This window comes from Stenotrophomonas sp. YJH_SMC_27, assembly GCF_059369815.1.
Genome location: NZ_JCAFTA010000001.1, coordinates 204970 through 228325 on the forward strand (window position 1 = coordinate 204970; position 23356 = coordinate 228325).

Sequence of the window (23356 nt, forward strand, 5' to 3'; positions counted from 1 at the left end):
CATGCTCGGCTGCTTTCCAGCATAAGCCGAGCGCAGGCTCGGCTCTACTTACAGCCCGTAACGCTCGATCACGTCCAGATGCGGCTGGCGGTCCTGGTCACAGGCCTCGGCAAGCCGCAGCCAGCAATGCGGATGCGGCCACGTCGCGGTCTGCTGCTGGAGGAAGCGGTGCAGTGCCAGCGGTGCATGGTCCTGCGGCTGGGCCACCGTGAACAGCAGGCCCGGCAGCGTCCCCTCCTCCACATCGGGGTCGGTGACGGTGTAGTCCGGTCGACTGTGCGACCACACCTTCCAACCCTGTGCTTCGGCCGCCTCGACGAAGGCATTCCACGCCTCTTCGCCCGGGTGCGCGCCATCGATCATCCAGCTGCGGGCGAAGCCGCCGCGCTCCAGCACATGCACCTGCGAGTAGGTCGGGATGAAATGCTCGCGCGCTTCCTCCTCCTCGGGTGCCGGATGCACCAGCGCGGCATCGAACACCACCCAGTCGCCCACCTGCTGGGCGCGGTTGGACGGCGCGTTCTCGACGATGCGCGCGGTCACCGGACCGCTGCGACGGGCGTAGTACTCCATCGGCTCGCCGTTCTCTTCGCTGCGGATGATCACCCAGCCCCATGGCTCCTCGACCACACCTTCCTGGCTGGACAATTCCATGCCAAGCGCCGCCGCCGAGCGGCGCACGGCGTCCCAGTCGCGCGCCGCGCTGGCTGCGCTCATGTGGTCCCAATGCGCGGCATTGGGCTCCTCCAGCAGCTCCACCAGCTGTGCATAACAGGCCTGGGCGTCGCTGAAACGGCCGGTTTCCATGTACATACGCGCCAGCGTGCCGCGCGCGCCGTGCGAGCCCGGAGACAGCTCCAGAAGCGATCGGGCCGCCTGCTCCAGCGCCGGCCAGTCGGACACGCGGCGTGCACGCTGCACCTCGCACCAGTGCGCGAACACCGGCACGCTGCCGCGATAGAGATCGGCCAGCTGGCGCAGTCCGTCGTCGTCGCCCTGTTCGGCCAGCCAGCGCATCAGCGTGTAGGCCGCGGGGCCATCGTGCTGCGCATGGCCGCGCACGAACCGCCACAGCAGCGACCGCGCCTCGGCCTGCGCGCCGCAGGCATTCAGTGCCGAGGCGGCCATGTCGGCCAGCGCCTCGTCATCGGGCAGCTCGGCATGCGCCTGCAGCAACCACTGCGCTTCGCGCTCGGGATCGCGCGACTGGTTCTGTTCGCCCTGCGCGTCCAGCCATGCCAGCAGCTCGCCGGCCGGCACCGGCAGCGGCGCGACGTCCGGCAATGCCTCGATGCGCGCGGCCAGGCCGGCCACCAGGGCCGCGGCACCACGGTCCTGGCGCAGCTGCGCCAGATGGGTGCGGGCCAGTTCCAGCTGCCGCAGTGCGACCCAGCGCGCGCCACGCTGCAGCGCCAGCTCCAGGCTCAGCGCAGCCACTTCGATCAGCAGGCGATGCGAACCAACCCGGGCGAAGTGCTCGATGATCGTGTTGAAGCGCGTGCCCAGGTCCCACGTATTGCGCGCCGGATCCCGCTGACAGAGCGCTGCCGCGGTGTTTGCCCACAGCCGCCAGTAGTTCGGGGTCAGTTCGCTCCACGGCACCAGCTGCTGCAGCGCCTCTTCGTCGCGGCCCAGCTGGGCCAGCGCCCAGGCCTTGGACAGGCGGCGCGGCACCGTGCAGTTGGCCGGCTCGTACTCTCCGGACGCAGCAACTTCGGCCTCCCGCTTTTCGATCAGCGCCAGTGCCTCATCGGCACGGCCCATGCCCAGCAGGATCTTGATCTGCATCTCCGGGAAGCTGTCGAACACTTCCTTGCCACAGGCCTCCACGGCATCGGCCTGCACCTGCAGGTAATCCAGTGCCGCCTGGCCACGGCCATCATCAAGCAGCGCATCGGCCTTCTCGCAGCTCAGGCACTGGAAACAGGCCCAGCTCGGGTCGATGCGACCCAGTGTTTCATCGCAGACCTCGATGCGCTCGGGCACCCAGCCCGGGCCATCGATGTTGCCGTAGCAGGCGGCCAGGTCCTGGGTCACGCAGATCGACTGCGGGCATTCCAGCGTGTCCTCGCGGTGCGCGCGTTCAAACAGCGCTACGGCTTCGCCGAGTGCGCTTTCGCCTTCCACGCGGTTGCCGACGCGGTTGCGCAGCGCCCAGTGGCCGACATAGACGTCAACCCACGGGTTGTCCAAGGCCTTGCCCAATGCGCGCGCTTCGGGCAGCAGCGCATCGACGCGGTCGATCTGCAGTTCACTGACCTCGTCAGCGAGACGGTTCAGCAGGTGCGCGTTCTGCGCCTGGCCGGCCTGGCGCAGGTCACCCTGCAGCTTTTCGACCCAGTTCCAGATGTCCATGGGGGTAATTGCTCCTGTCTAGCGAAGGCTGGATGAGAAGGTGCGGTGCTCAGCGCAGCATCTGCTGCAGGGCACCGGCGATATCGGTAAAGGCGCCGTTGAGATCCGGGCCGGGCGTAGCGTTCGCGCGTGCCAGCGGGCGGCCCTGCGCGGCGACGATGACTTTCAGCGAGCGCAGCAGGCGGGCTGCGGCCTCGGCCTGCGGATGGCCCTCGCGCTGGGCGCGCAACAGCGCCTGCACCGCCGGGTTGTCGAGGTTGAGGTACAGCCGCGATGGTGCGCGTGATTCGATGCGCGCGGTGAACTGGCGCGCCAGGCGCAGCGCCGCCATCGATACGCGCTTGTCGTTCTCGTCGTCTTCCAGGCGCTGCTTCAGCTCGGCCTCGCGGTCGGGCACCACCACCACCGGCAGCGCCTCCGGGCTGAAGCGTGCCGGCAGCAACTGTTCGCCGTCACCCAGTTGTTCGCGCAGCCAGGCCAGCTGCGCCTCGTCGAGGCTGTCATCACTGCGGAACAGCGCACGGTTGCCCTGCTCGGTACCCAGCTCGAGCAGGCGCAGGCCCTTGGCCTGTGCCCAGCGTCGCAGGAACGGCACCACCGCGTAGCGATGGCCATGCGCGACCGGTACGCCCATCGCGCGGAACAGCATCTCTTCAAAGCCACCGCCGTTGTCGAGGATGACATGCACGGCACCGCGCGCCGGCAACGCGCTGGCCGGCAGATCGCCCTGCGAGGTCGGCACCCGCACATGCTCCATCAGCAGTTCGAACAGGCGCTCATCGCACAGTGCCGCACCCAGCAGCGCCTCGTTGTGGCGGGTCAGCACGCGCCGCCAGGCTTCCGGCTGCTGTTTCGCGACGTCGGCCAGGCCGTCGATCAGCGCCTCCAGCAGTGCATGCTGCACCGCGCGGTACTGGTCATCGCGCTGCAGGTCTTCGCGGCTGGCGGTGGGCGTCAACCGCGAGGATTCGATCACCCCGCCGATGAAACCGGCCCACGGCGGCAGCAGGTCGCGCGCGTCGTCATCCAGCAGCATGCCGCGCACGAACACCGACAGGTTGCGGTTGTCGCTGGTGCCATAGGTGGCGCCGTCCTGCACCCACAGCAGGCCGGTGGCATCGCTGTTGCCATCGGCACGCAACGGCACGGTGACGATCGGCTCGAAATCATGCTCGAACCGCGCGGCGAACTGCAGCGCCTGGCGGCGGGCCTGCACCGGATGCACGGCAACATTCCCCTGACCGCGCCACGGTGGCGGCTCGGGATTGATCGCCTCGGTCGCAGCGCCAATGAAGATCGGCTCGGACAGCAGCGCGCAGTAGCGGCCCAGCACCTCGTGCAGGCGCGCCTCGTTGGCCAGCGGCAGGAAATCCGGATGCAGCTCCAGTTCCACCTCGGTGCCGACCGCACGTGCCGGCACTTCGCTTACCGTGTACTGCTCGGCATTGCTGGACACGTATAGATGGCCCAGGTCCGGGGTCTGGTACGAGGTGGTGCGCACGCTGACCCGGCGCGCCAGCACGAAGGCCGACAGGAACCCGAGGCCGAACATGCCGATCAGGCCCTCATCGTCCTCGCCGCCCTGGCGCAGGCCACGGGTATAGCCGACGCCGACGGTGGCCAGGTAATCGTGGATCTCCTGGCGGGTCAGGCCGGCACCGGTATCGGAGATGCGCAGCACGCCGGCACCGGCATCGACCTGCACCGAGATGCGCGACGGCACTGCGACGCCGGGCTGTTCGATGCGGCGGCGGATGATCGAGTCGTGCGCGTTCTGCACCAGTTCGCGCAGCGCCACCACCGGGGTGGAATACAGGTGCTTGCCCAGCACCGTCATCAGTCCATTGAGATCGACCCCGGCGCGACGGATCTCGGCGTTGGGGGCGGTGAGCGCGGTGTCCTGCATGTAATCGTTTACTCCTGGGCACGGAAAGACGCCAGAGGGCGTCTTCGTCGAGCGGGAAAAACTAGCACAGTGAAGCTGACCGTTACTGCATTGGACACTTGTAGAGCCGAGCCCATGCTCGGCTGCTGTTCGACCACCAGTCGAGCATGGCTCGACTCCACAGAAAGCAGCCGAGCGTGGGCTCGGCTCTACAGGGCTGGCATCACGCCGCGTCGATGGCCTCGGACAGGCGTTCTACCGCGATCACTTCCATGCCTTTCACCGAGCCGCCCTTGGGCGCGTTGGCCTTGGGCACGATGGCGCGCTTGAAACCATGGGTGGCTGCCTCGCGCAGGCGGTCCTCGCCATTGGGCACCGGGCGGATCTCGCCGGACAGGCCAACCTCGCCAAAGGCAATCGTCTTTTCCGCCAGCGGCCGATCCTGCAGCGACGACAGCACCGCCAGCAGCACCGGCAGGTCGGCGGCGGTCTCCTGCACGCGGATGCCGCCGACCACGTTGACGAACACGTCCTGGTCGCCGACCAGCACGCCGCCGTGCCGATGCAGCACCGCCAGCAGCATCGCCAGGCGGTTCTGCTCCAGGCCGACCGCGACACGGCGCGGGTTCGACAGCGGCGATGCATCGACCAGCGCCTGCACCTCCACCAGCAGGGGCCTCGTGCCCTCGCGGGTGACCATCACGCAGCTGCCCGGCTGATGGGTGCTGCCGCCGGACAGGAAGATGGCCGATGGATTGGAGACTTCCTTCAGGCCCTTGTCCCCCATCGCGAACACGCCCAGTTCGTTCACCGCACCAAACCGGTTCTTGAAGGCGCGCAACAGGCGGAAGCGGCTGCCGCTCTCGCCTTCGAAGTACAGCACCGCATCAACCATGTGCTCCAGCACGCGCGGGCCGGCGATGCCGCCCTCCTTGGTGACGTGGCCGACCAGGAACACCGCAGTGCCGGTTTCCTTGGCAAAGCGCACCAGCCGTGCCGCGCTCTCGCGCACCTGGCTTACGGAGCCGGGCGCCGCGGTCAGCGTTTCGGTCCACAGGGTCTGCACCGAGTCGGCCACGATCAGCCGCGGGCCGGCCTTGGCCGCGTGCTGCAGGATCGACTCGACGCCGGTCTCGGCCAGCGCATTGACGCCGTCCAGCGGCAGCTCCAGGCGATGCGCACGGCCAGCCACCTGGGCCAGCGACTCCTCGCCGGTGACGTACAGCACTGGCAGTTCAGCGGCCATCTTCGCCACCGCCTGCAGCAGTAGCGTCGACTTGCCGATGCCCGGGTCGCCGCCCACCAGCACCACCGCGCCTTCGACCAGGCCGCCGCCCAGCACGCGGTCGAACTCGCCGATGCCGGTGGAGACCCGGCGATGCTCGGTCTGCTCCACGTCTTTCAGCGCGGTGATCTTCGGCGGGTCGATCTTCCCGGCCCAGCCGGCCCGCCGCGAGGCCGGCGCCTTGGCCGCCGCCGCGCTCTCCAGCACGATCTCCGACAACGAGTTCCAGGCGTTGCACTCGGTGCACTGCCCCTGCCACTTGCTGAATTCGGCGCCGCATTCATTGCAGACGTAGGCGGTGCGGGCTTTTGCCATCGGATGATTTCCAGCAATGGGAACAGGCGTGGCAGGATAGCCGAGCCGGGTCGCAGGTGCTGCGACCGCTCAAGTCCCGTCCACCCGCGCCGATAGCTGTCGCGGGCGTGCGCCTTGCGGGCGCCCCTCCCTCTCCCTCTGGATTCAACATGACTGGCAGTTACAGTCAGAGCCTGGTCGCCATCTCGCTGCTGGTGGCCATTCTTGCTTCGTACACGGCGCTGGACATGGCCGGCCGCCTGGCCACGGCCGAGGGGCGCGTGGCACGCTGGTGGCTGGCGGGTGGCGCGGCGGCCATGGGCCTGGGGATCTGGTCGATGCATTTCATCGGCATGCTTGCCTTCGACCTGCCGATTCCGGTCGGCTACGACCTGGGCATCACCCTGTACTCGCTGGCCGTCTCGATCGGCGCTTCGGCCTATGCGCTGTGGCTGGTGTCGCGCCCCAGCCTGCCGTGGCGGCAGCTGCTGGCCGGTGCGGTACTGATGGGCCTGGGCATTGCCACCATGCACTACCTGGGCATGGCCGCGATGCGCATGCAGCCGGGCATCGACTATCACCCCGGCTGGTTCGCCGCCTCCATTGCGGTGGCCATCGGTGCCGCAGGTGCGGCGTTGTGGATCGCCTTCCGGCTGCGCGCCGAGCAGCGCAACACCCTGCTGCTGCGCGCGCTCGCATCGCTGGTGATGGGCCTGGCCATCGTCGGCATGCATTACACCGGCATGGCGGCGGCGCGCTTCCCCGAAGGCAGCATCTGTGGCGCCGTCGGCAGCGGCGGCATCGACACGCGCTGGCTGGCGGTGCTGGTGATCGTCACCACCGTGGCCACGCTGGGCATCGCCCTGGTGGCCTCGCTGTTCGACCGGCAGATGCGCGTGCGCACCGGGCTGCTGGCCGATTCGCTGGCGCACGCCAACGACAAGCTGATCCAGGCGGCACTGCACGACCCGTTGACCCAGCTGCCCAACCGCATGCTGCTGCAGGACCGCATCGAGCAGGCCATCGAGAAGGCGCGGCGACGCAATCATGCGGTGGCGGTGATGTTCTGCGACCTGGATGGCTTCAAGGCGGTCAATGATGCCTTTGGCCACCAGCTTGGCGACCGCCTGCTGGTGGCGGTGGCGCAGCGCATCGGCGGCCTGCTGCGCCCGCAGGACACGTTCGCCCGCCTCGGCGGCGACGAGTTCGTGATCGTGCTGGCCATCGATATTCCCGACGATGCGGCGGTGGTGGCCGAGCGCATCATTGCCGCCGCCGGTGAGCCGTTCACGCTGGATGCGGCCGAACTGCAGGTCAGCGCCAGCCTGGGCATCGCCCTGTACCCGGACGACGCCAGCAATGAGCGCGAACTGATGGCGCACGCCGATGCGGCGATGTACCACACCAAGGAAACCGGGCGGAACGGCTATACCTTCTTCACTCCCTCGATGCAGCTCAGTGCCAATCGCCAGCTGCGCCTGCTGCAGGACCTGCGCAAGGCCATCGCCCGCAACGAACTGATCCTGCATTACCAGCCCAAATTCCCGGCCGCGGGCGCACCGGCCACCGGCGCCGAAGCGCTGCTGCGCTGGCAGCACCCGGAGCTGGGGCTGCTGGCGCCGGATGTGTTCATTCCGATCGCCGAACGCAGCGGCCTGATCCTGCCGATCGGTGACTGGGTACTGGACCAGGCCTGCGCGCAGCTGCGGGCATGGCACGATGCCGGGCATGCGGAATGGACAATGGCGGTGAACCTGTCGCCGCTGCAGTTCGCCTCGCCGGCGCTTCTGGACAGCGTGCGCGAAGTACTGCAGCGGCATCGGATCGAACCGGCCCGGCTGACCCTGGAGATCACCGAGACCACCGCGATGAAGGACGTCGATGCCAGCCTGGCCATCCTCAACGACCTGACCACGATGGGCGTGCACATCGCCATCGACGACTTCGGCACCGGCTATTCCAGCCTGCTGTACCTCAAGCGCATGCCGGCCACCGAACTGAAGATCGACCGCGCGTTCGTTCGTGATCTGGAATGCAACGACGAAGATGCCGCCATCGTGTCGTCGATCATTGCGCTGGGCCGCACCCTGCAGTTGCAGGTGGTGGCCGAAGGCGTGGAAACGCAGGCGCAGCGCGAGTACCTGAGCGAGCTGGGCTGCGACCAGCTGCAGGGCTACCACCTGGGCCGGCCGATGGAGGCAGAGGAGTTCCTGCGCCGGGTGGCGGGGTAAAGCCGGCCGCTGGCCGGCTTCCCGCGATTGCCGGCCAGCGGCAGGCACTACCGGACAACGGAAAACCAGAAAGGCCGCCCGAGGGCGGCCTTTCTGCGTGGCAACGTCGCGAGGACGTCAGTGCATCATGTGCACGTTCATGTTGTGCATGACCCACAGGGTGCCGATCACGATGATGCCGATCACCACGACGGTGAAGGCCGCCGCGTTGACGTTCCAGCGGCTTTCCGAAGAGCGGTCCAGGTGCAGGAAGAACACCAGGTGGACCAGCATCTGCAGCACCGCGGTGACCGCGATCACCACACCGTTGACGGTGCGCGAGAAATCGCCCGACATCACCATCCAGAACGGTATGACGGTCAGCACCACCGCCAGCACGAAGCCGATCAGGTACGACTTCACGCTGCCGTGGCTTTCGCCGCCGGTGCCGTGGTCGTGTGCATGGTTGTCATGTGCCATTACAGCGCTCCATTGAGGTAGACGACGGAGAACACGCCGATCCAGATCAGGTCCAGGAAGTGCCAGAACAGGCTCAGGCACGCCATGCGGGTCTTGTTGGTCGCGGTCAGGCCGTACTTTTTCAGCTGCACGAACATCACCAGCAGCCACAGCAGGCCCGCGCTGACGTGCAGGCCGTGGGTACCGACCAGGGCGAAGAACGCCGACAGGAAGGCACTGCGGTCCGGACCGTAGCCCTGATGGATCAGATGCTGGAACTCCCACACTTCCATGCACATGAAGCCGAAGCCCAGCAGCCAGGTGATGCCCAGCCACAGGTACATCTGGCCCATCTGCTTGCGGTGCATGGCAATCATGCCCAGGCCGAAGGTCAGCGACGAGGTCAGCAGCAGCGCGGTTTCCCACGCCACGAACGGCAGCTCAAACAAGTCCTTCGCGGTGGGGCCACCATCGGTACCGCCTGCCAGCACCACGTAGGTGGCGAACAGCGAGGCGAAGATGAGGCAGTCGCTCATCAGGTACACCCAGAAACCGAAGACGGTGTTGCCGCCGGTGTCGTGGTGCTCGTGGTCGTCATGGCCATGGGCCGCCGCGTGTGCGGCGTGCCCGTGGCTCAGGGTCGAGGTATTGGTGCTCATGCCTTCAGCTCCGACTTCACCAGGCCCTGGGCTTCCAGGTGCTTGCGGTGTGCGTTCTCGATGCGTTCCACCTCGGCGGCCGGGACCCAGTAGTCCACGTCCTGGTCGAAGGTGCGGTAGATGAACGTGGCGATCATGCCGACGAAGCCGACGATGGCCAGCCACCAGATGTGCCAGATCATCGCGAAGCCGAACACCAGGCTGAAGGCACCGATGACAACGCCCGTGCCGGTGTTGCGCGGCATGTGGATGTCGGTGTACTTAGCCGGCTTCGGCCAGGCTTCACCACGCTGCTTGCGTTCCCAGAAATCGTCCAGTTCGGTGACGTCCGGCAGGGTCGCGAAGTTGTAGAAGGCCGGCGGCGAGGAGGTTTCCCACTCCAGCGTACGGGCATCCCACGGGTCACCGGTCAGGTCCACGGTCTTCTTGCGGTCGCGGATCGACACGGCCACCTGGATGATCTGGCACAGGATGCCGGCGCCGACGATGAACGCACCGCAGGCAGCAACCAGCAGCAGCGGCTCGTAGGCCGGGTTGACGGTGCTCTGCAGGCGACGGGTCATGCCCATGAAGCCCAGCACGTACATCGGCATGAAGGTCACGTAGAAGCCGATGAACCAGCACCAGAACGCGCACTTGCCCCAGAACTCATTGAGGCGGAAGCCGAACATCTTCGGCCACCAGTAAGTGATGCCGGCGAACATGCCGAACACCACGCCGCCGATGATGACGTTGTGGAAGTGGGCGATCAGGAACAGGCTGTTGTGCAGCACGAAGTCGATGGCCGGGATCGCCAGCATCACGCCGGTCATGCCGCCGATGACGAAGGTGACCATGAAGCCGATGGTCCACAGCACCGGGGTGGTGAAGTGCACGCGACCGCGGAACATGGTGAACAGCCAGTTGAAGATCTTCACGCCGGTCGGGATCGAGATGATCATCGTCGTGATGCCGAAGAAGGCATTGACGTTGGCACCCGAGCCCATGGTGAAGAAGTGGTGCAGCCACACGATGAACGACAGCACGCCGATGCAGGCGGTGGCGTAGACCATGCCCTTGTAGCCGAACAGCGCCTTGCGCGAGAACGTGGCGATGACTTCGGAGAACACACCGAACGCCGGCAGGACCAGGATGTACACCTCCGGGTGACCCCAGATCCAGATCAGGTTGATGTACAGCATGGCGTTGCCGCCACCATCATTGGTGAAGAAGTGCGTACCCAGGTAACGATCCAGGGTCAGCAGCACCAGGGTGATGGTCAGCACCGGGAAGGCAGCGACGATCAGCACGTTGGTCACCAGGGCAGTCCAGGTGAACACCGGCATCTGCATCAGCTTCATGCTGGGGGTACGCATCTTCAGGATGGTGATGAAGAAGTTGATACCACTCAGCGTGGTACCCAAACCCGCCACCTGCAGGCCCCAGATGTAGTAGTCCATGCCGACGCTTGGACTGTATTCGATACCCGACAACGGCGGGAACGCCAGCCAGCCGGTGGCGGCGAACTCACCGATCCACAGCGACAGCATGATCAGCACCGCGCCCGCCACGAACAGCCAGAAGCTGAGCGAGTTGACGAACGGGAACGCAACGTCACGCGCACCGATCTGCAGCGGCACGGCCAGGTTCATCAGGCCGGTGATCAGCGGCATCGCCACGAAGAAGATCATGATCACGCCGTGGGCGGTGAAGATCTGGTCGTAGTGGTGCGGCGGCAGGTAGCCCTCGGACCCGCCGACGGCGAGCGCCTGCTGGGTGCGCATCATGATGGCGTCGGAGAAGCCGCGCAGCAGCATGACGAAGGCGACGATGAGGTACATCACGCCGATCTTCTTGTGGTCCACCGAGGTGAACCACTCCTTCCACAGATAGCCCCACAGCTTGAACTTGGTGATCAGGGCGACGACGCCCAGGCCACCCAGCACCGCGCCGACCAGGGTGGTCAGCACGATCGGATCGTGGGGGATCGACTCAAGAGAGAGTTTTCCCAACATGTTCATTCTCCCGAACCCGCGTGGCCGGCATGGCCTGCGTGTTCGTGTTCGTTGGCATCCAGGTTTTCACCCGATTCCTTGGAATCATGCGCATCACTGGGGGCGTGGCCCTCGTGCGCTTCATGGGTGGCGGCGTCGGCAGCGGCGGCACCGGCATGCGAGTGCTTCATGCCGTAATGCTTGTTGTCGCCCATGTGCTTGGCGATGACCCAGTCGAACAGGCCTTCTTCGGTCTTGCCGAAGTAGGTGACCGGATACCACTCGGCGTTGCGTGCTTCGCCCAGGGCCTTGAACGAGGCCTTGTCCAGGGTCTGCTCGCCGGCGCGGACCTGGTCCAGCCACTGGCGGTATTCGGCATCGGTGACCGAGTAGGCGGTGAAGTGCATCTTGGCGAAGCCCGCGCCGCTGTAGTGCGAAGACATGCCCGGGAATTCACCGGTCTCGTTGGCGATCAGGTGGAGCTTGGTCTCCATCGCAGCCATCGAGTAGATCATGCTGCCCAGGTGCGGGATGAAGAACGCATTCATCACCGAATCGGACGTGATCTTGAAGTTCAGCGGCGTGTTGACCGGGAACTTGATTTCGTTGACGACCGCCACCTTCTCTTCCGGATAGATGAACAGCCACTTCCAGTCCAGCGAGATCGCCTCGATGGTGACCGGCTTGACGTCCGAATCCAGCGGACGGTACGGATCCAGTGCGTGCGACGAGCGCCAGGTCAGGACCGCCAGGACCAGCACGATCATGCACGGGATCGACCACACCACCACCTCGATCGCCGTCGAGTGGGACCACTTCGGCTCGTAGCGGGCCTTGGTGTTGGAGGCGCGATACTTCCACGCGAACGTCAGGGTCATGATGATGACCGGGATGACGACCAGCAGCATGAGCACGGTGGCCGTGATCAGCAGGGTCTTCTCATCCTGGCCGATCTGGCCCTTCGGACTGAGGATGGCCACGGCATCGCAGCCGGTGAGCATCACCAGCAACGACAGCAGCAGGCCCGGGCGCAACCAGCGCCCAAGGGTTTTCAACGGAATCATCGGTCGATCCAATTGCGAGGGAATGCCGTTCCCCGTCCCTGCCTGTTCCGGCCAAAGCCGGTCCCACCGGTCCGGAAGACAGGCAGGCAGGTGGGGTCGAGTCAGCCTTTCAATTTTAGGCCGTCACCCATCATTTAAGAAAGGCATTGACATTGATCGAGCGCAGGAAAGGCCCGATTCTGGCTGCGACACGTTGTCGCACCGCGCACGCACGATGGCATCGGCCGGTGATCCGCCGCGCTCGGCAAAGTCGCCTGAACAGATTCAGGTGCGCGGACAGACAGGAACATGGGATGCTCCAGGCAGGAGGGACGCCATGGACAAGATCGACTTCAAGAAGCGCGACCGGGCGCTGTACCAGCCCCCGGCAGGCCGGTTCGTCCAAGTGGAGGTGCCACCGTTGCCCTACCTGATGATCGACGGCCGCGGCGACCCGAATACCGCCCCGGCTTACCTGCAGTCGGTGCAGTGGCTGTATGCAGTGAGCTATGCACTGAAGTTCGCGCTGAAGGCCGAGGGCCGGGACTACGTAGTGCCGCCGCTGGAAGCGCTTTGGACCGCCGACGACCCGGCGAGCTTTGTGGCACGCCGCAAGGACGAGTGGTCGTGGACGGTGATGATCCGTACGCCGGATGGGATCAGCCCAGGGCAACTGGAGACCGCCATCGCCAAGGCGACGAAGAAGCTGGGCGAGACACCGGCTGGCCTTCGTCATAGGGTGCTTGAGGAAGGCCTCTGCCTGCAGACCCTGCATGTGGGCGCCTACGATGACGAAGGCCCGATCCTGGCTCATCTGCACGACGAGCTGATGCCTTCGCTGGGCTACACCTTCGCCGGCCCCCACCATGAGATCTACCTGAGTGATCCGCGAAAGACCGACGCGGCGAGATTGAAGACCGTGCTGCGGCAACCGGTGCGGACGGTTGGGCCTGACGAGGGTTCTCGCGCATGACCCGAGGAACGTCATGCGCATGATCGAACGACTGCTGCGCTGGACCACCCTGCCCGCCGGGCGCCGGCTGATGGCCGTGCTTGGGGCTACGCTGGTGATCGTGCTGGCCTGCAATCCGGATCTGCTGCCGTTGTTGCCGCTGGTGGATGCGTCGGGACTGGACGTACTGATGCTGTTGCTGGGTGCGCAGGTGGTCGCGGTGCTGCCATGGGTACGCGAGCGGGCCAGCCGCGGGACCAGAGTGCTCGCACGCCTGCTGATCGGCGCATTGGCGGGAGCAGCGGGTGGTTATCTCCGGCAGCTGGCGTGGTGGCTGGCGAAGGATGCGGGGATGGCGCGACGTTGATGGCGTCGCGCCGCTAATCGGTCAAACAAAAAGCCCCGGCCAAAGGCCGGGGCTTTTTCATTGCAACTGGTGCCGGAAACAGGAGTCGAACCTGCGACCTACGCATTACGAACTCGGCCGATAAGTCACGCGAGCAAACAAAGCGGCTAGCAACCGACAGGATAAGCACTACTCGCGCGGAGCGGACCGGCAAGGACCGTCGCCAATGGCACACTGCGCGGGATCTGAGTTCCAACTGTCCAAAAAGCAGTTCCCGAAAGTGACCGGAAGCGACCCGAAAGGCCGCAAGTGCCATCTAAGCCTCTACCAGCTTGATATTTGTTCAGAGCATCCCTAGAAATTTCCGGAAAGGTACACTGCCTCATCAATCATTTTTCTCAGGTGCACCAGCGTAGGCAGAAAACCTGAGAGTTCCATGTCGCTAAGCGGTGCTGCGCTAGCATTGACCATCGCAGCAATATCGGCCTTCGATAGCATCAACGATTTGGTGGGAGCCTTGGGATCGAATACTCGCTCAGGTAGCACAAGAGCAGTCTTCTTAGGGCACTACCCCCTCAACACTCCGCGCGAGTGAATACCCCCGGCATCAAACTCATCCGAGAAGTGCACGCGCCTACGCTCTGACGTGACCCTGGAGGAATCACTTCTCTTGTAGAGTGATCCGATACAGTAATTCCCAGTCACGAACTTTGGCCTAGAAAGGCAGCAGCAAAGACCATTCCTCCGAGTCGAACGTGCGAACCCTCGTTCAGTGAAATTTCCTTGAGGAAGCTCGGGTTGTCGTAGTCAAATATCCCAATGGTCAGCTCTTCGACGTCAACCTTGTTGATCCGATCGCCGGACGGCTTCATGCGGCATTGATCGCCGACAGAACGACTTCAATCCCAACATCTGCACATATTCTCAACGCTTGCTCCCGAGCCTCCGCCGGGGAGAGCCGCCCAGCCATCCTCATCGCTTCAGTTGAAAACCCCGCATCGAACGAGATCTTGTTCACCACATCTTCTTGAACGCGGCGATGGAGCTCGATAGCGGGTCCGAGCTTCGTCATGCTCTCGGGGCGCAGCGCACTTGAAGCTTCATGTCCGTCCAGCGATTCGTAATAGTAGAAATTCGAGTACTTCTCAATGAAAGTCTGGGCATCAACGGAGCCCAACGCAAACGCTCCTACAAGCTTCGTCATCTCAATGATCGCAGCTTCAGTTTCCATGATTTACGTCACTCCAACTCATTGTTTTATCGGAAGCCATGGGGTTCCGTCGGCATTGCTTACACCGGGAACGTGACCATGCGGTTGCTGGGCGCGGGGATCAGGATGAGTTGATGGCTTGTGCCCGCCATCTATTCGAACCCCAGTGGGTTGACCGTCAGGCCCTTTTGCCTGAACAAATCGGCCATCGGGTGATCCTTCAATTTTGCCACCCGGCGGTGTCGGAATCGCATTCCCCTTGGAATCGACATAGATCGTGCCAGTTGCCTTCTTCTCTCCCGCGCTCGATTCGCTTTTCGGAGACTGCTTATCTCTGGCAATTGACCCGTCACTTTGCAGTGCAGGCAGTCTCGGTGATTCCTCAGACTTCTGAAGCAGGCCTTTTACTGCCCCGTCCAGCTTGTTGCCGATATTCGTTCGCTGCTCGGCTGTCGTGGTTGCATAGTAGGTCACGCCAACAACGATCGGAACAACCACCAGCGGCGCAGCGAGTAAGGCATTCCGCCCATCCGGATCCGTGAACTTGTAGGGATTCCCGTTCGCATACCGATACCGATTGAACTGCCCAACCGGCTGCTCATACGCTGTCACCGGATCCACCGACAGGAACACTCCCAACTGCGGATCCATGTACCGCTGCTGCATGTAACTCAGCCCGGTAGCCGAGTCGCTCACATGCCCGGTGTACCCCGGTCCGTCCGTGACCTGGCCGCCCACCACAGCACCGTAAGGCTCGTAGTCATAGCGCTTGATCACGTTGCCGTTGGCATCGCTCTCGGCTACGACCGAGCCCAAGGCGTCCGTGTGAATGTAGGTGACCGTCTCCTGGGCGATTGCGGCTGGCGACAAGCCAAAGCCGATCAGCAGCACGCAGCACAGCCAAGAGCCCAATGCCCCCAGCTTCCGAAATCGTCCCTCAAATGCCCTCAAGCGGGTCGACACGCCGCCTGCGGTTCCCCCGAATCTGCGCATCCCTCCAATCCCTGAAAGAACCTTGGAGCAAGGCCGGGTATTCATAGCACAGGAATGACCGGCTGCGGTGCCAGGTCAGGAACTGTGCAAGGAGCTAAGCGCCAGGGAAGCCGGACGGGCTAGTAGACCGCAAGACTCGGAAATCCTGGGCTGCCAGCCATGGGCTGGCACTACTGCTTGCCGGCCAGCGGCCGGCACTACCGGAGCACAAAAAGCCCCGGCCAAAGGCCGGGGCTTTTTCATTGCAACTGGTGCCGGAAACAGGAGTCGAACCTGCGACCTACGCATTACGAATGCGCCGCTCTACCAACTGAGCTATTCCGGCGGAGCCCGCGATTTTACGGGCTGGGCGCCCCGGCGGTCAATCCACCCGGCTCAGCCCGCTACACCCGGTTCGCACACACCCGCCCCTCGGCAAAGTCCCTCAGGTTCCCCAGCGTGATCGCCGAGATCTCCTGCAGCGCCTCCACGGTGAAGAAGCCCTGGTGGCCGGTCACCAGCACGTTGGGGAAGGTCATCAGGCGCTGGAAGGCCTCGTCGTCGATGATCTCGCCGGAAAGGTCCTGGAAGAACAGCGCGCTTTCCTGCTCGTAGACGTCGATGGCCAGGTGGCCGAGCCGCCGCGACTTCAGCGCGCGGATCACCGCATGGGTATCGACCAGTGCCCCACGCGAGGTGTTGACCAGCATCGCGCCTGGCTTCATCCGCGCCAGCGACGCGTCGTTGATCAGGTGCTGGGTCTCAGGCGTCAGCGGGCAATGCAGCGACACGATGTCGGCGCGCGCCAGCAGTTCGTCCACCCCCACCATGTCGCCCACCGCGGCAAAGGCCGGCGACGGATACGGGTCGTGTCCCAGCACGATGCAGCCCATGCCCTTGAAGATGCGCGCAGTGGCCAGGCCGATCTTGCCGGTACCGACGATGCCCACGGTGCGGCCATGCAGGGTGCGCCCGAGCAGGCCATCGAGCATGAAGTTGCCTTCGCGCACCCGGTTGTAGGCGCGATGGGTCTGCCGGTTGAGGGTCATCACCAGCGCCAGCGCATGCTCGGCCACGGCTTCAGGCGAATAGGCCGGTACGCGTGCGACGAACAGATCCAGCGCTTTTGCAACCGCCAGATCCACGTTGTTGAAACCTGCGCATCGCAGCAGCACGGCCCGCACCCCCACCGCATGCAGGGCGTGCAGTACCGGCGCATCCAGGCGGTCGTTGACGAACACGCATACGGCTGCGCAATCCTGCGCCAGCGCCGCCGTGTGCACGTCCAGCGCCACATCGAAGTACACGAACGCAAAGCCGTCCCCAGCCGCATCGCGCTGGTTCGCCTCATCAAGGAAACGGCGGTCGTAGGGACGGGCACTGAAGACGGCGATCTGCATGGATGGGCCTGGGTGGAATGCCATACCGACCATACCGCAGCAGCGCCCGCGTTGGGATGGCACCGGCGATGCCGTCATCGCCGGTGCCGGGTGCCACTTAGAACCTGTAGCCCAGGCCCAGCATCACGCCGTTCTGGATCTGCCCGTCGCGGCGCTCGCCCACGTAATCGGCCATGATCGACAGCCGCTCGCTGGCACGGCGGGTCACACCCAGGTTCCAGGCCAGCACCTGCTCGCCCACCGCCTGGCTGCTGGCGCCGAACACCAGATCCGGAGCTGCGGCGAAGCCGGTGCTGTAGCGGGCCTGCGAATCGCCCAGCTCCTTCTGCCAGACCACCCGGGCGCGCGGGGTGATGCGCTCACCGTTGTTGCCTTCGAAGGTCTTGAACAGCTGCAGGCCCGCACCCACGCGGATGCTCTCCAGGCTGCCACTGCGGCCAACCAGCGCACCGGCGCCCTGCCCTTCGTTGAAGCGGGTGGCCGAAGTGCGCGCGTAGTCCACCACCGGCAGCAACGGCTGGATCACCAGGCCCTTGCCGGTGGTGAACGAGAACGCATGTTCAACACGTGCGGAGATCGCATCGTTGCTGTACTTCGCGCGCAGGGGCTGCTGCAGGCCATCGATACCGCCGATACTGCGACGGGTGTCATGCCGCAGATCGGTGTAGCGCACGGCCGCCGACAGATAGCCGCGCGCGTACGTCGCATCGAGGTAGCCGCCCACGTCCAGCGCGCGCACATCTCCGGTGAAACCAGAGCCATCGCTGGCCTTGGCGTTGTCCAGCGTGGAGACATCCAGATCAGCCAGCCGCAGCTTGGACAGCAACAGGTCCTGGATGTCCGGGTCACTGAGGTAACCCTGCACCGAGAGCGCACCGATGCCCTGCGGGCCGCGGCTGGATGCGGTGTAGATGCTCTGTGCGACATTGATGTAGGTGGATCGCCAGTCGGTATTCCAGCGCGCGAAATCATCATCGACGAACGCCTGCAGCTGGCGTCCGGTGCGCAGGTAGCCGGGATTGATGTCACCGGTCACGTTGGCGGTGACGTTCAGGGTGTCGCCCGGATCGCGGTACCCGTATGCGGTGATGATCCTGTTGCTGTAGATGTCCTGGCCGGGGAACGACTCCAGCTTGCTGCCACTGCCATCGGGGTCGAAGGTGACCGAGGGACCGGTGCCGCGTGCCGGAACGCGCAACACCAGCAGGCCGTTCGGCTTCACCACTTCATACATGGCCTTGTGCAGCAGCCCGGCATCCATGCCACCACCGTAGTTGCCGCTATAGATCTGGGTCATGCGCGGCGACGGCGTGTAGATCACCTTGCCGCCGCTGCTGGCTGCGTGGATCTGCACCGAGTCGATGAGCGGCAGATCGCCGGCCAGATAGCGCTCGACGCCGCCGGACTGCATGATCGAGCAGGATGAGATGCAATTGCCGGACACGATGGTGTTCAGCCCGGAGGTGCGGATGATGCCCTGCAGCCACTCCCCGGCGATCAACGCGCCACCATTGGACGTACGCAGCACCACCTCACGGACCGGCCGGCCTTCGGCCTGTGCCTTGGCCAGCAATGCCGGCAGGGACACCGCGTCGGCGTAGGTCACATCTCCACTCAGGAAGATGCGATCGCCCTGCACGTGATTAATTCGTTGCCATGACGTCATCCACCACGGCTATGGCGGCAACGCCCATCAGCCCGGCCAGGGCCAGGCTCAACGTCGAGTACTTCATGTGTTCTCTCTCCACCCGCAACACGCGGATGGAGCGATCAACGCCGCAGCGGGATGATCTCCCCCAGTGGAACGGATCCTGGAAAATGAATACATTCACAATGGGAATTCGATCGATGCACACTCTTCCCCATCCGCTCATCGTCGCGTAAAACTCGACGACGCATTCGCCACCCACCGTCGAGGCCAGCCCTGTCCACCCCGTCTCCCCTGCTCCATCGCGCGCCAGAGCTACCCGCACCTGCGGATGCCTTCATCGCGTTCGTGCGCGAAGAGCGCGCACCGCTGTGCGCGTTCCTGCGCACGCGGGGGGTTGGGCCTGAGGATGCGGAGGATATCGCGCAGGACTGCATGGAGCGGCTGATCCGCTACCGCGCACAGGGCCCGGACGAACTGCGCCTGCTGCTGTATCGTATCGCCCGCAACCGCCTGGCAGACCGCGGCCGCTCACCGCTGTCGCGGCCGCATCTGCCGCTGGCCGAACACGATGGCAGCGACGAACCGTCCAGTTCCTCGCCCGATCCATTGCGCCAGGCCGAGTCAGGGCAGATGCTGTCCCTGCTGCGGCAGGCCCTGTTCAAGCTGCCCGAACGCGCACGCGAGGTCTATCTGCTCAACCGCATCACCGGCATGAGCTACACGCAGATCGCGCGGCATTGTGGAATTACTGCCAAGACCGTGGAAAAACATATCGCCCGCGCCCTGCAGGGCCTGCGTCAGGAGTTGGGATCGGATCCGCTGCACAACGACAGGGACGGCCAATGAGTGGCACCCCGCACAGGGATGATGCACAGCTGTTTGAACGCGCCAGCGCCTGGGTAGCCCGCCTGGAAGCCCCGGACTGCACGTCGGCCGAACGCGAAGCGTTCGAGGACTGGCTGGCCGAAGATCCGGCCCACGTCAAAGCCTGGGTGCAGGCCGAAACCCTGTTCCAGCAGGGCGCTGGGCTTGCGGCTGACCCTTGGCTGCGGACCGCTGCGGCACGCGCGGCGCGTCCGCCGCGCCGGCGCTGGTTGCCGGGCGTGGCCGCTGCTGCCGGTGTCTGCATGGCGATCGGCATCGGCTGGATGGCTGCCGTCGACGGCAACCCGACGCCACAGGTCTACGCCAATGATTCGCACCAGCCACAGCAGCAGACACTGGCCGATGGCAGCGTCGCCATGCTGGATGCCGGCACCACTCTCCGCGCCCGCTTCGGCTGGCGCCATCGTGAGCTGGTGCTGGAGCAGGGCCGGCTGCAACTGCAGGTCGCACCGTCGAACAAGGCGCTGCAACTGCGCGCCGGCGACAGTACGATCCGCGACATCGGCACGACCTTCCAGGTGGAACGCCTGCGCGACGGCCTGGTCGAGGTCGCGCTGCTGGAAGGTGCCGTCGAAGTCAGCAGCGGCGCAGCGCAGCACACGCTGGCGCCCGGCCAGCAGCTGCAGGTTCTGCCTTCCGGCCGTATCCAGCCAGGCCCTGCCCTCTCCTCCACTGCCGCCGCTGAAGGCTGGCTGCAGGGGCAACTGGTGTTCGATGCCACCCCCCTGTCGATCGTGGTCGAACGCATGAACCGTTACGGCCGCACGCCGCTGGTGATCGCCGATCCTGAGATCGCCAGCCTGGCCGTGAGCGGTACCTTCCGTGCCGGCGATGCGCAGGAACTGCTGTCGGCGCTGGAACTGGGGTGGTCCGTGGCTGGCCAGACGCGTCCGGATGGCGCGCTGGAACTGCGCCGCACATACTGAGGAGACCGGCAGTGAAGGCAGGTCCGGGTGCGCTGCAGTGGGGGCTGCTCCGGGCCCTGCTATGCCTTGCCCTGGGCGTTGCCGCAGTACCGATGGCCGATGCCGGCACGCCCGCAGGCACGCTGGCGATCGACGTGGGCGCCGGCCCACTGGTACCGGCACTGCAGCAATGGGCCCGGCAGAGTGGCACCGCCCTGCTGTTCGACGCACGTGAACTGGAGGGTCTGCGCACCGATGGCACCCGTGGCCAGCGCGATACCGGGGCTTCGCTGAAGCAACTGGTTGCCGGCCTGCCGGTGAACATCCTGCGCACGTCCTCGGGTGCTTTTGTCGTGCGGCGGGTCCATGCCGAGCCTGCCAAGCCGCCGGCAGCGTTCACCGCCCCGCGTCTGCCGCGCCTGCCTCCCAGGTCCGCCGACACGCCGCACGAGGTGGAACTGGCTCCCATCCACGTCACCGGCAGCCGGCTGCCGCGCTCTTCGGTGCAGACCACGCTGCCGGTCACCACCATTGATCGTGACGATATCCTGCGCAGTGGCTACGGCAACCTGTTCGACCTGCTGCGGCACCTGCCCGGCATGAACGGCCATCCTGCCATGAGCACCTCGCGCGGCGGCGATTCGCAGTACCTGCCGGTGGGTGCAGCGGCCACCACCAGCCTCGATGGCATGGGACCGCGGGCGACGCTGTTCCTGGTCAATGGCCGGCGCCTGCCGCGCTATCCGATGGTGTCGCTGGAACAGGGTGGGCTGACCGACCTCGGCGGCATTCCGCTGAGCTTCGTCGACCGCATCGAACTGGTACGCGGCGGTGCCTCGGCCATCTATGGCGCCGATGCCATGTCCGGCGTGGTCAACATCATCCTGCGCGACCAGGCCGATGGGCCCGAAGCCATGCTGCAGACCGGACTCAGCAGCCGTGGCGACGCGGGCCAGTACCGCCTGCAGGCCGCCACGGGCGGCGCACGTGGCAACGGAGACCGCTGGTTTGCCGGTCTCGATCTGCACCGTGTCGAGCATGTCGCCGGTGACCAACGTGACTGGCATGCGGAAACCTCGCTGTATCCGATCGGCGCGATCCTCGGCAACTGGTACGTGCCCGCGCGGCGCTGCGAGCCGCCCCTGGAGCGGCGCGAGGACGGCTGCTGGTTCGACAGCGCCCGGCCGCGTTCGCTGCAACCGGCCTCGGATACCGCGTCGGCCTACCTGCGCTACCGGCACGAACGGGGTGAGGGACGCTATGCCTATGCCGAGGTGCGGGCCAGTCACAACCGCCAGCGCTTCGACCTGGGCCCGACCGCCGTTGCGGTGGTGTCGCGGGGCATCACCTTCAACAGTGTGCTGCGTGAGGCCGGCAACGTGCGTCCCAAGGTCCGCGCCACCGATACGGACGTCACCTTCGGCATCGGACGTGACCAGGGCCGGCGCAGCTGGGAAGCCGGCATCAGTGCGCAGCGCAGCGAAGTCACCTTGTCCACGGCAGGCACGGTGCGCACGGCGCTGCTGCTTGAAGCAACGCAGGCACGCAGGTTCATTCCCGGCTTCGACGCACCGCCGGCAGCCGATATGGACGCGCTGTTCCCATCCATCCGCAACCGCGGCAGCACTGCACAGTGGCAGGGCTGGTGGGGCGTGCAGCGTGAGCTGATGGCGATGGCTGGGGGCAATGCGCAACTGGCGACCGGCATCGACCTGCGCCATGAGCGCTGGACCTCGCATCCGGATGCGCTGCTGAGCCAGGGCGACCTTGCATTGGGTTTGCCGCAGCAGCAACGCCGCCTGTCGCGGCAAAGCAGCGGTGTCTATACCGAGCTGGGCCTGCCACTGGCACCCACGCTGCGCGCGGACCTGGCCGCACGCTGGGACCGCGACGACGGCTTCATGGCGTTCTCGCCACGTGCCGGACTGCGCTGGACCCCGACGCCTCACTGGTCGTTCCTGCTGGCCAGCGGACGCGGCTACCGTGCGCCGAGCCTGTTCGAGCAACGGCGCCCCCCGGGCTACTTCGGGTCGATCACGCTTCCGGTGTCCAGTGCCCTTCCTGAATGTGCAATGGCCACGGCCAGTGGCGGCTGCAGCGTCACGGCCAACGTGGTTGAGAACGATGCACTGAAGGCCGAGCGATCGCGCAGCCATTCGCTGGCCGCCACATGGACACCCAACGACACGTTTTCGCTGTCGCTGACCCACAACATCGTGGAACTGCGCAACGAGATCCTCGCCCTGCAGCCAAGCGATGCGGTGTGGAATCGCAGTACCTGGGAGCTGGATGACGACGGCTACCTGAGCAGCCTGCGCCTGTCGTTCGACAACATCGGCCGCACCACCTCCCGCAACTGGGTCCTGCGTGGCGAATACCGCATCGACAGCGGCAGCAACGGCCAATGGTTGTTCTCACTCGATGCGCTGAAGCAGCAGGAACTGCGTCGGCGCCGTGACCACGGGGCCGCCGTGGACCTGCGCGGCCATGTGACACCCGAACTGGCTGCGGTGTTGAACGCGCAATGGCAGAACAGCAACTGGGACGTCGCCCTGCGCGGCAACCAGGTCGGTCGCACCCGTGCCTGGCTGCCGGGGGCCGAATGCCCGCAGGATCAGGCCGAACAGAACCACTGCATGAATCCGCGCCAGTTGCGCTGGAACCTGCACCTGGCACGCCGCCTCGGCCCGCGCGTCGTCGCGGCGCTGGACGTGCACAACGTGCTCGACACGCAACCGGTGAACTACCTGGTCGGCAATGGCGGGCAGATGCCGGGGCTGGATGATCCGCTCGGCCGCTACTACCTGCTTACCCTGCAGTTCCGCTGAGCGTAGTAACCTACGCGGCCTGTTCCACCGGTCTGCCACCTCCC

Annotated in this window: 17 protein-coding genes, 1 tRNA gene and 1 pseudogene; 6 read left to right on the forward strand and 13 right to left on the reverse strand. The window is 65.4% G+C overall.

From position 1 onward, the window contains the following. Positions 1 to 48: 48 nt before the first annotated feature. The 3 genes from AC5P7R_RS00935 to radA form a co-directional block, all read right to left on the reverse strand. The gene (locus AC5P7R_RS00935) at positions 49 to 2355 is read right to left on the reverse strand and encodes a tetratricopeptide repeat protein (RefSeq protein WP_227853918.1); all 2307 of its coding nucleotides are present in this window, start codon (positions 2353 to 2355) and stop codon (positions 49 to 51) included. 49 nt (positions 2356 to 2404) lie between these two features. Further along, positions 2405 to 4261, reverse strand: a complete 1857-nt coding sequence (locus tag AC5P7R_RS00940) for an ATP-binding protein (protein WP_111101811.1) — start codon at positions 4259 to 4261, stop codon at positions 2405 to 2407. A gap of 202 nt (positions 4262 to 4463) precedes the next feature. Further along, on the reverse strand, positions 4464 to 5840 hold the full coding sequence (gene radA, locus AC5P7R_RS00945) for a DNA repair protein RadA (protein ID WP_019659272.1): 1377 nt from the start codon (positions 5838 to 5840) through the stop codon (positions 4464 to 4466). Between the two features lie 149 nt (positions 5841 to 5989). On the opposite strand from radA, the gene AC5P7R_RS00950 reads away from it, so the two are divergent. Next, positions 5990 to 8050, forward strand: coding sequence for a putative bifunctional diguanylate cyclase/phosphodiesterase (locus tag AC5P7R_RS00950; RefSeq protein ID WP_478436256.1), 2061 nt, complete (start codon positions 5990 to 5992; stop codon positions 8048 to 8050). Between the two features lie 117 nt (positions 8051 to 8167). Here AC5P7R_RS00950 and cyoD read toward each other — a convergent pair whose 3' ends face one another. Genes cyoD through cyoA form a run of 4 tightly spaced genes read right to left on the reverse strand, consistent with a single transcriptional unit; the run spans position 8168 to position 12184 of the window. Next, entirely contained in the window at positions 8168 to 8509 is a 342-nt protein-coding gene (cyoD, locus tag AC5P7R_RS00955; protein WP_005415725.1) for a cytochrome o ubiquinol oxidase subunit IV, read from the reverse strand. Beyond that, positions 8509 to 9147 carry a cytochrome o ubiquinol oxidase subunit III gene (cyoC, locus tag AC5P7R_RS00960; RefSeq protein ID WP_019659274.1) on the reverse strand — a complete coding sequence of 213 codons (639 nt, stop codon included), beginning with the start codon at positions 9145 to 9147 and terminating at the stop codon, positions 8509 to 8511. The genes cyoD and cyoC overlap by 1 nt, the downstream gene beginning before the upstream one ends. After that, on the reverse strand, positions 9144 to 11141 hold the full coding sequence (gene cyoB / locus AC5P7R_RS00965; RefSeq protein WP_019659275.1) for a cytochrome o ubiquinol oxidase subunit I: 1998 nt from the start codon (positions 11139 to 11141) through the stop codon (positions 9144 to 9146). The genes cyoC and cyoB overlap by 4 nt, the downstream gene beginning before the upstream one ends. A 2-nt stretch (positions 11142 to 11143) precedes the next feature. Continuing rightward, positions 11144 to 12184, reverse strand: a complete 1041-nt coding sequence (cyoA, locus tag AC5P7R_RS00970; RefSeq protein ID WP_014646391.1) for a ubiquinol oxidase subunit II — start codon at positions 12182 to 12184, stop codon at positions 11144 to 11146. A 316-nt stretch (positions 12185 to 12500) separates the two neighbouring features. On the opposite strand from cyoA, the gene AC5P7R_RS00975 reads away from it, so the two are divergent. Continuing rightward, positions 12501 to 13136, forward strand: coding sequence for a GyrI-like domain-containing protein (locus AC5P7R_RS00975; protein ID WP_021202464.1), 636 nt, complete (start codon positions 12501 to 12503; stop codon positions 13134 to 13136). A 13-nt stretch (positions 13137 to 13149) separates the two neighbouring features. Next, complete coding sequence (locus tag AC5P7R_RS00980) at positions 13150 to 13482, forward strand: hypothetical protein (RefSeq protein ID WP_058979897.1); 333 nt, start codon at positions 13150 to 13152, stop codon at positions 13480 to 13482. A gap of 680 nt (positions 13483 to 14162) precedes the next feature. On the opposite strand, the gene AC5P7R_RS00985 is transcribed toward AC5P7R_RS00980, so the two are convergent. The 6 genes and pseudogenes from AC5P7R_RS00985 to AC5P7R_RS01010 all read right to left on the reverse strand — a co-directional run bounded on the left by AC5P7R_RS00985 (position 14163) and on the right by AC5P7R_RS01010 (position 18776). Then, on the reverse strand, positions 14163 to 14333 hold the full coding sequence (locus AC5P7R_RS00985) for a hypothetical protein (RefSeq protein WP_329859032.1): 171 nt from the start codon (positions 14331 to 14333) through the stop codon (positions 14163 to 14165). Then, positions 14330 to 14692, reverse strand: a complete 363-nt coding sequence (locus AC5P7R_RS00990; protein ID WP_021202461.1) for a hypothetical protein — start codon at positions 14690 to 14692, stop codon at positions 14330 to 14332. The genes AC5P7R_RS00985 and AC5P7R_RS00990 overlap by 4 nt, the downstream gene beginning before the upstream one ends. 18 nt (positions 14693 to 14710) lie before the next feature. Next, positions 14711 to 15562: an RHS repeat-associated core domain-containing protein gene (locus tag AC5P7R_RS00995; protein ID WP_276577080.1), complete on the reverse strand. Its 852-nt coding sequence runs from the start codon at positions 15560 to 15562 to the stop codon at positions 14711 to 14713. A 351-nt stretch (positions 15563 to 15913) separates the two neighbouring features. Continuing rightward, positions 15914 to 15989 (reverse strand) — tRNA-Thr (locus tag AC5P7R_RS01000). 58 nt (positions 15990 to 16047) lie between these two features. Then, positions 16048 to 17043 (reverse strand): 2-hydroxyacid dehydrogenase, encoded by a 996-nt coding sequence (locus AC5P7R_RS01005; protein WP_021202459.1) that lies wholly within the window; start codon positions 17041 to 17043, stop codon positions 16048 to 16050. A 97-nt stretch (positions 17044 to 17140) separates the two neighbouring features. Then, a pseudogene (locus tag AC5P7R_RS01010) lies at positions 17141 to 18776 on the reverse strand (autotransporter domain-containing protein). Positions 18777 to 18985: 209 nt separating this feature from the next. On the opposite strand from AC5P7R_RS01010, the gene AC5P7R_RS01015 reads away from it, so the two are divergent. Genes AC5P7R_RS01015 through AC5P7R_RS01025 form a run of 3 tightly spaced genes read left to right on the forward strand, consistent with a single transcriptional unit; the run spans position 18986 to position 23312 of the window. Continuing rightward, positions 18986 to 19540 carry an RNA polymerase sigma factor gene (locus tag AC5P7R_RS01015; protein WP_167692761.1) on the forward strand — a complete coding sequence of 185 codons (555 nt, stop codon included), beginning with the start codon at positions 18986 to 18988 and terminating at the stop codon, positions 19538 to 19540. After that, the gene (locus tag AC5P7R_RS01020) at positions 19537 to 20505 is read left to right on the forward strand and encodes a FecR family protein (protein ID WP_021202458.1); all 969 of its coding nucleotides are present in this window, start codon (positions 19537 to 19539) and stop codon (positions 20503 to 20505) included. The genes AC5P7R_RS01015 and AC5P7R_RS01020 overlap by 4 nt, the downstream gene beginning before the upstream one ends. An 11-nt stretch (positions 20506 to 20516) precedes the next feature. Next, positions 20517 to 23312, forward strand: a complete 2796-nt coding sequence (locus AC5P7R_RS01025; protein WP_021202457.1) for a TonB-dependent receptor plug domain-containing protein — start codon at positions 20517 to 20519, stop codon at positions 23310 to 23312. Positions 23313 to 23356: the final 44 nt, after the last annotated feature.

What these genes read in the sequence shown, in the direction of transcription:
- cyoD (WP_005415725.1), bottom strand. Translation starts at nt 8,509, where the DNA reads ATGGCACATGACAACCATGCACACGACCACGGCACCGGCGGCGAAAGC.
- AC5P7R_RS01005 (WP_021202459.1), bottom strand. Translation starts at nt 17,043, where the DNA reads ATGCAGATCGCCGTCTTCAGTGCCCGTCCCTACGACCGCCGTTTCCTT.
- AC5P7R_RS01020 (WP_021202458.1), top strand. Translation starts at nt 19,537, where the DNA reads ATGAGTGGCACCCCGCACAGGGATGATGCACAGCTGTTTGAACGCGCC.
- radA (WP_019659272.1), bottom strand. Translation starts at nt 5,840, where the DNA reads ATGGCAAAAGCCCGCACCGCCTACGTCTGCAATGAATGCGGCGCCGAA.
- AC5P7R_RS00980 (WP_058979897.1), top strand. Translation starts at nt 13,150, where the DNA reads ATGCGCATGATCGAACGACTGCTGCGCTGGACCACCCTGCCCGCCGGG.
- AC5P7R_RS00950 (WP_478436256.1), top strand. Translation starts at nt 5,990, where the DNA reads ATGACTGGCAGTTACAGTCAGAGCCTGGTCGCCATCTCGCTGCTGGTG.
- AC5P7R_RS00940 (WP_111101811.1), bottom strand. Translation starts at nt 4,261, where the DNA reads ATGCAGGACACCGCGCTCACCGCCCCCAACGCCGAGATCCGTCGCGCC.
- cyoC (WP_019659274.1), bottom strand. Translation starts at nt 9,147, where the DNA reads ATGAGCACCAATACCTCGACCCTGAGCCACGGGCACGCCGCACACGCG.
- cyoB (WP_019659275.1), bottom strand. Translation starts at nt 11,141, where the DNA reads ATGTTGGGAAAACTCTCTCTTGAGTCGATCCCCCACGATCCGATCGTG.
- AC5P7R_RS00935 (WP_227853918.1), bottom strand. Translation starts at nt 2,355, where the DNA reads ATGGACATCTGGAACTGGGTCGAAAAGCTGCAGGGTGACCTGCGCCAG.
- AC5P7R_RS00985 (WP_329859032.1), bottom strand. Translation starts at nt 14,333, where the DNA reads ATGAAGCCGTCCGGCGATCGGATCAACAAGGTTGACGTCGAAGAGCTG.
- AC5P7R_RS00975 (WP_021202464.1), top strand. Translation starts at nt 12,501, where the DNA reads ATGGACAAGATCGACTTCAAGAAGCGCGACCGGGCGCTGTACCAGCCC.
- cyoA (WP_014646391.1), bottom strand. Translation starts at nt 12,184, where the DNA reads ATGATTCCGTTGAAAACCCTTGGGCGCTGGTTGCGCCCGGGCCTGCTG.
- AC5P7R_RS00990 (WP_021202461.1), bottom strand. Translation starts at nt 14,692, where the DNA reads ATGGAAACTGAAGCTGCGATCATTGAGATGACGAAGCTTGTAGGAGCG.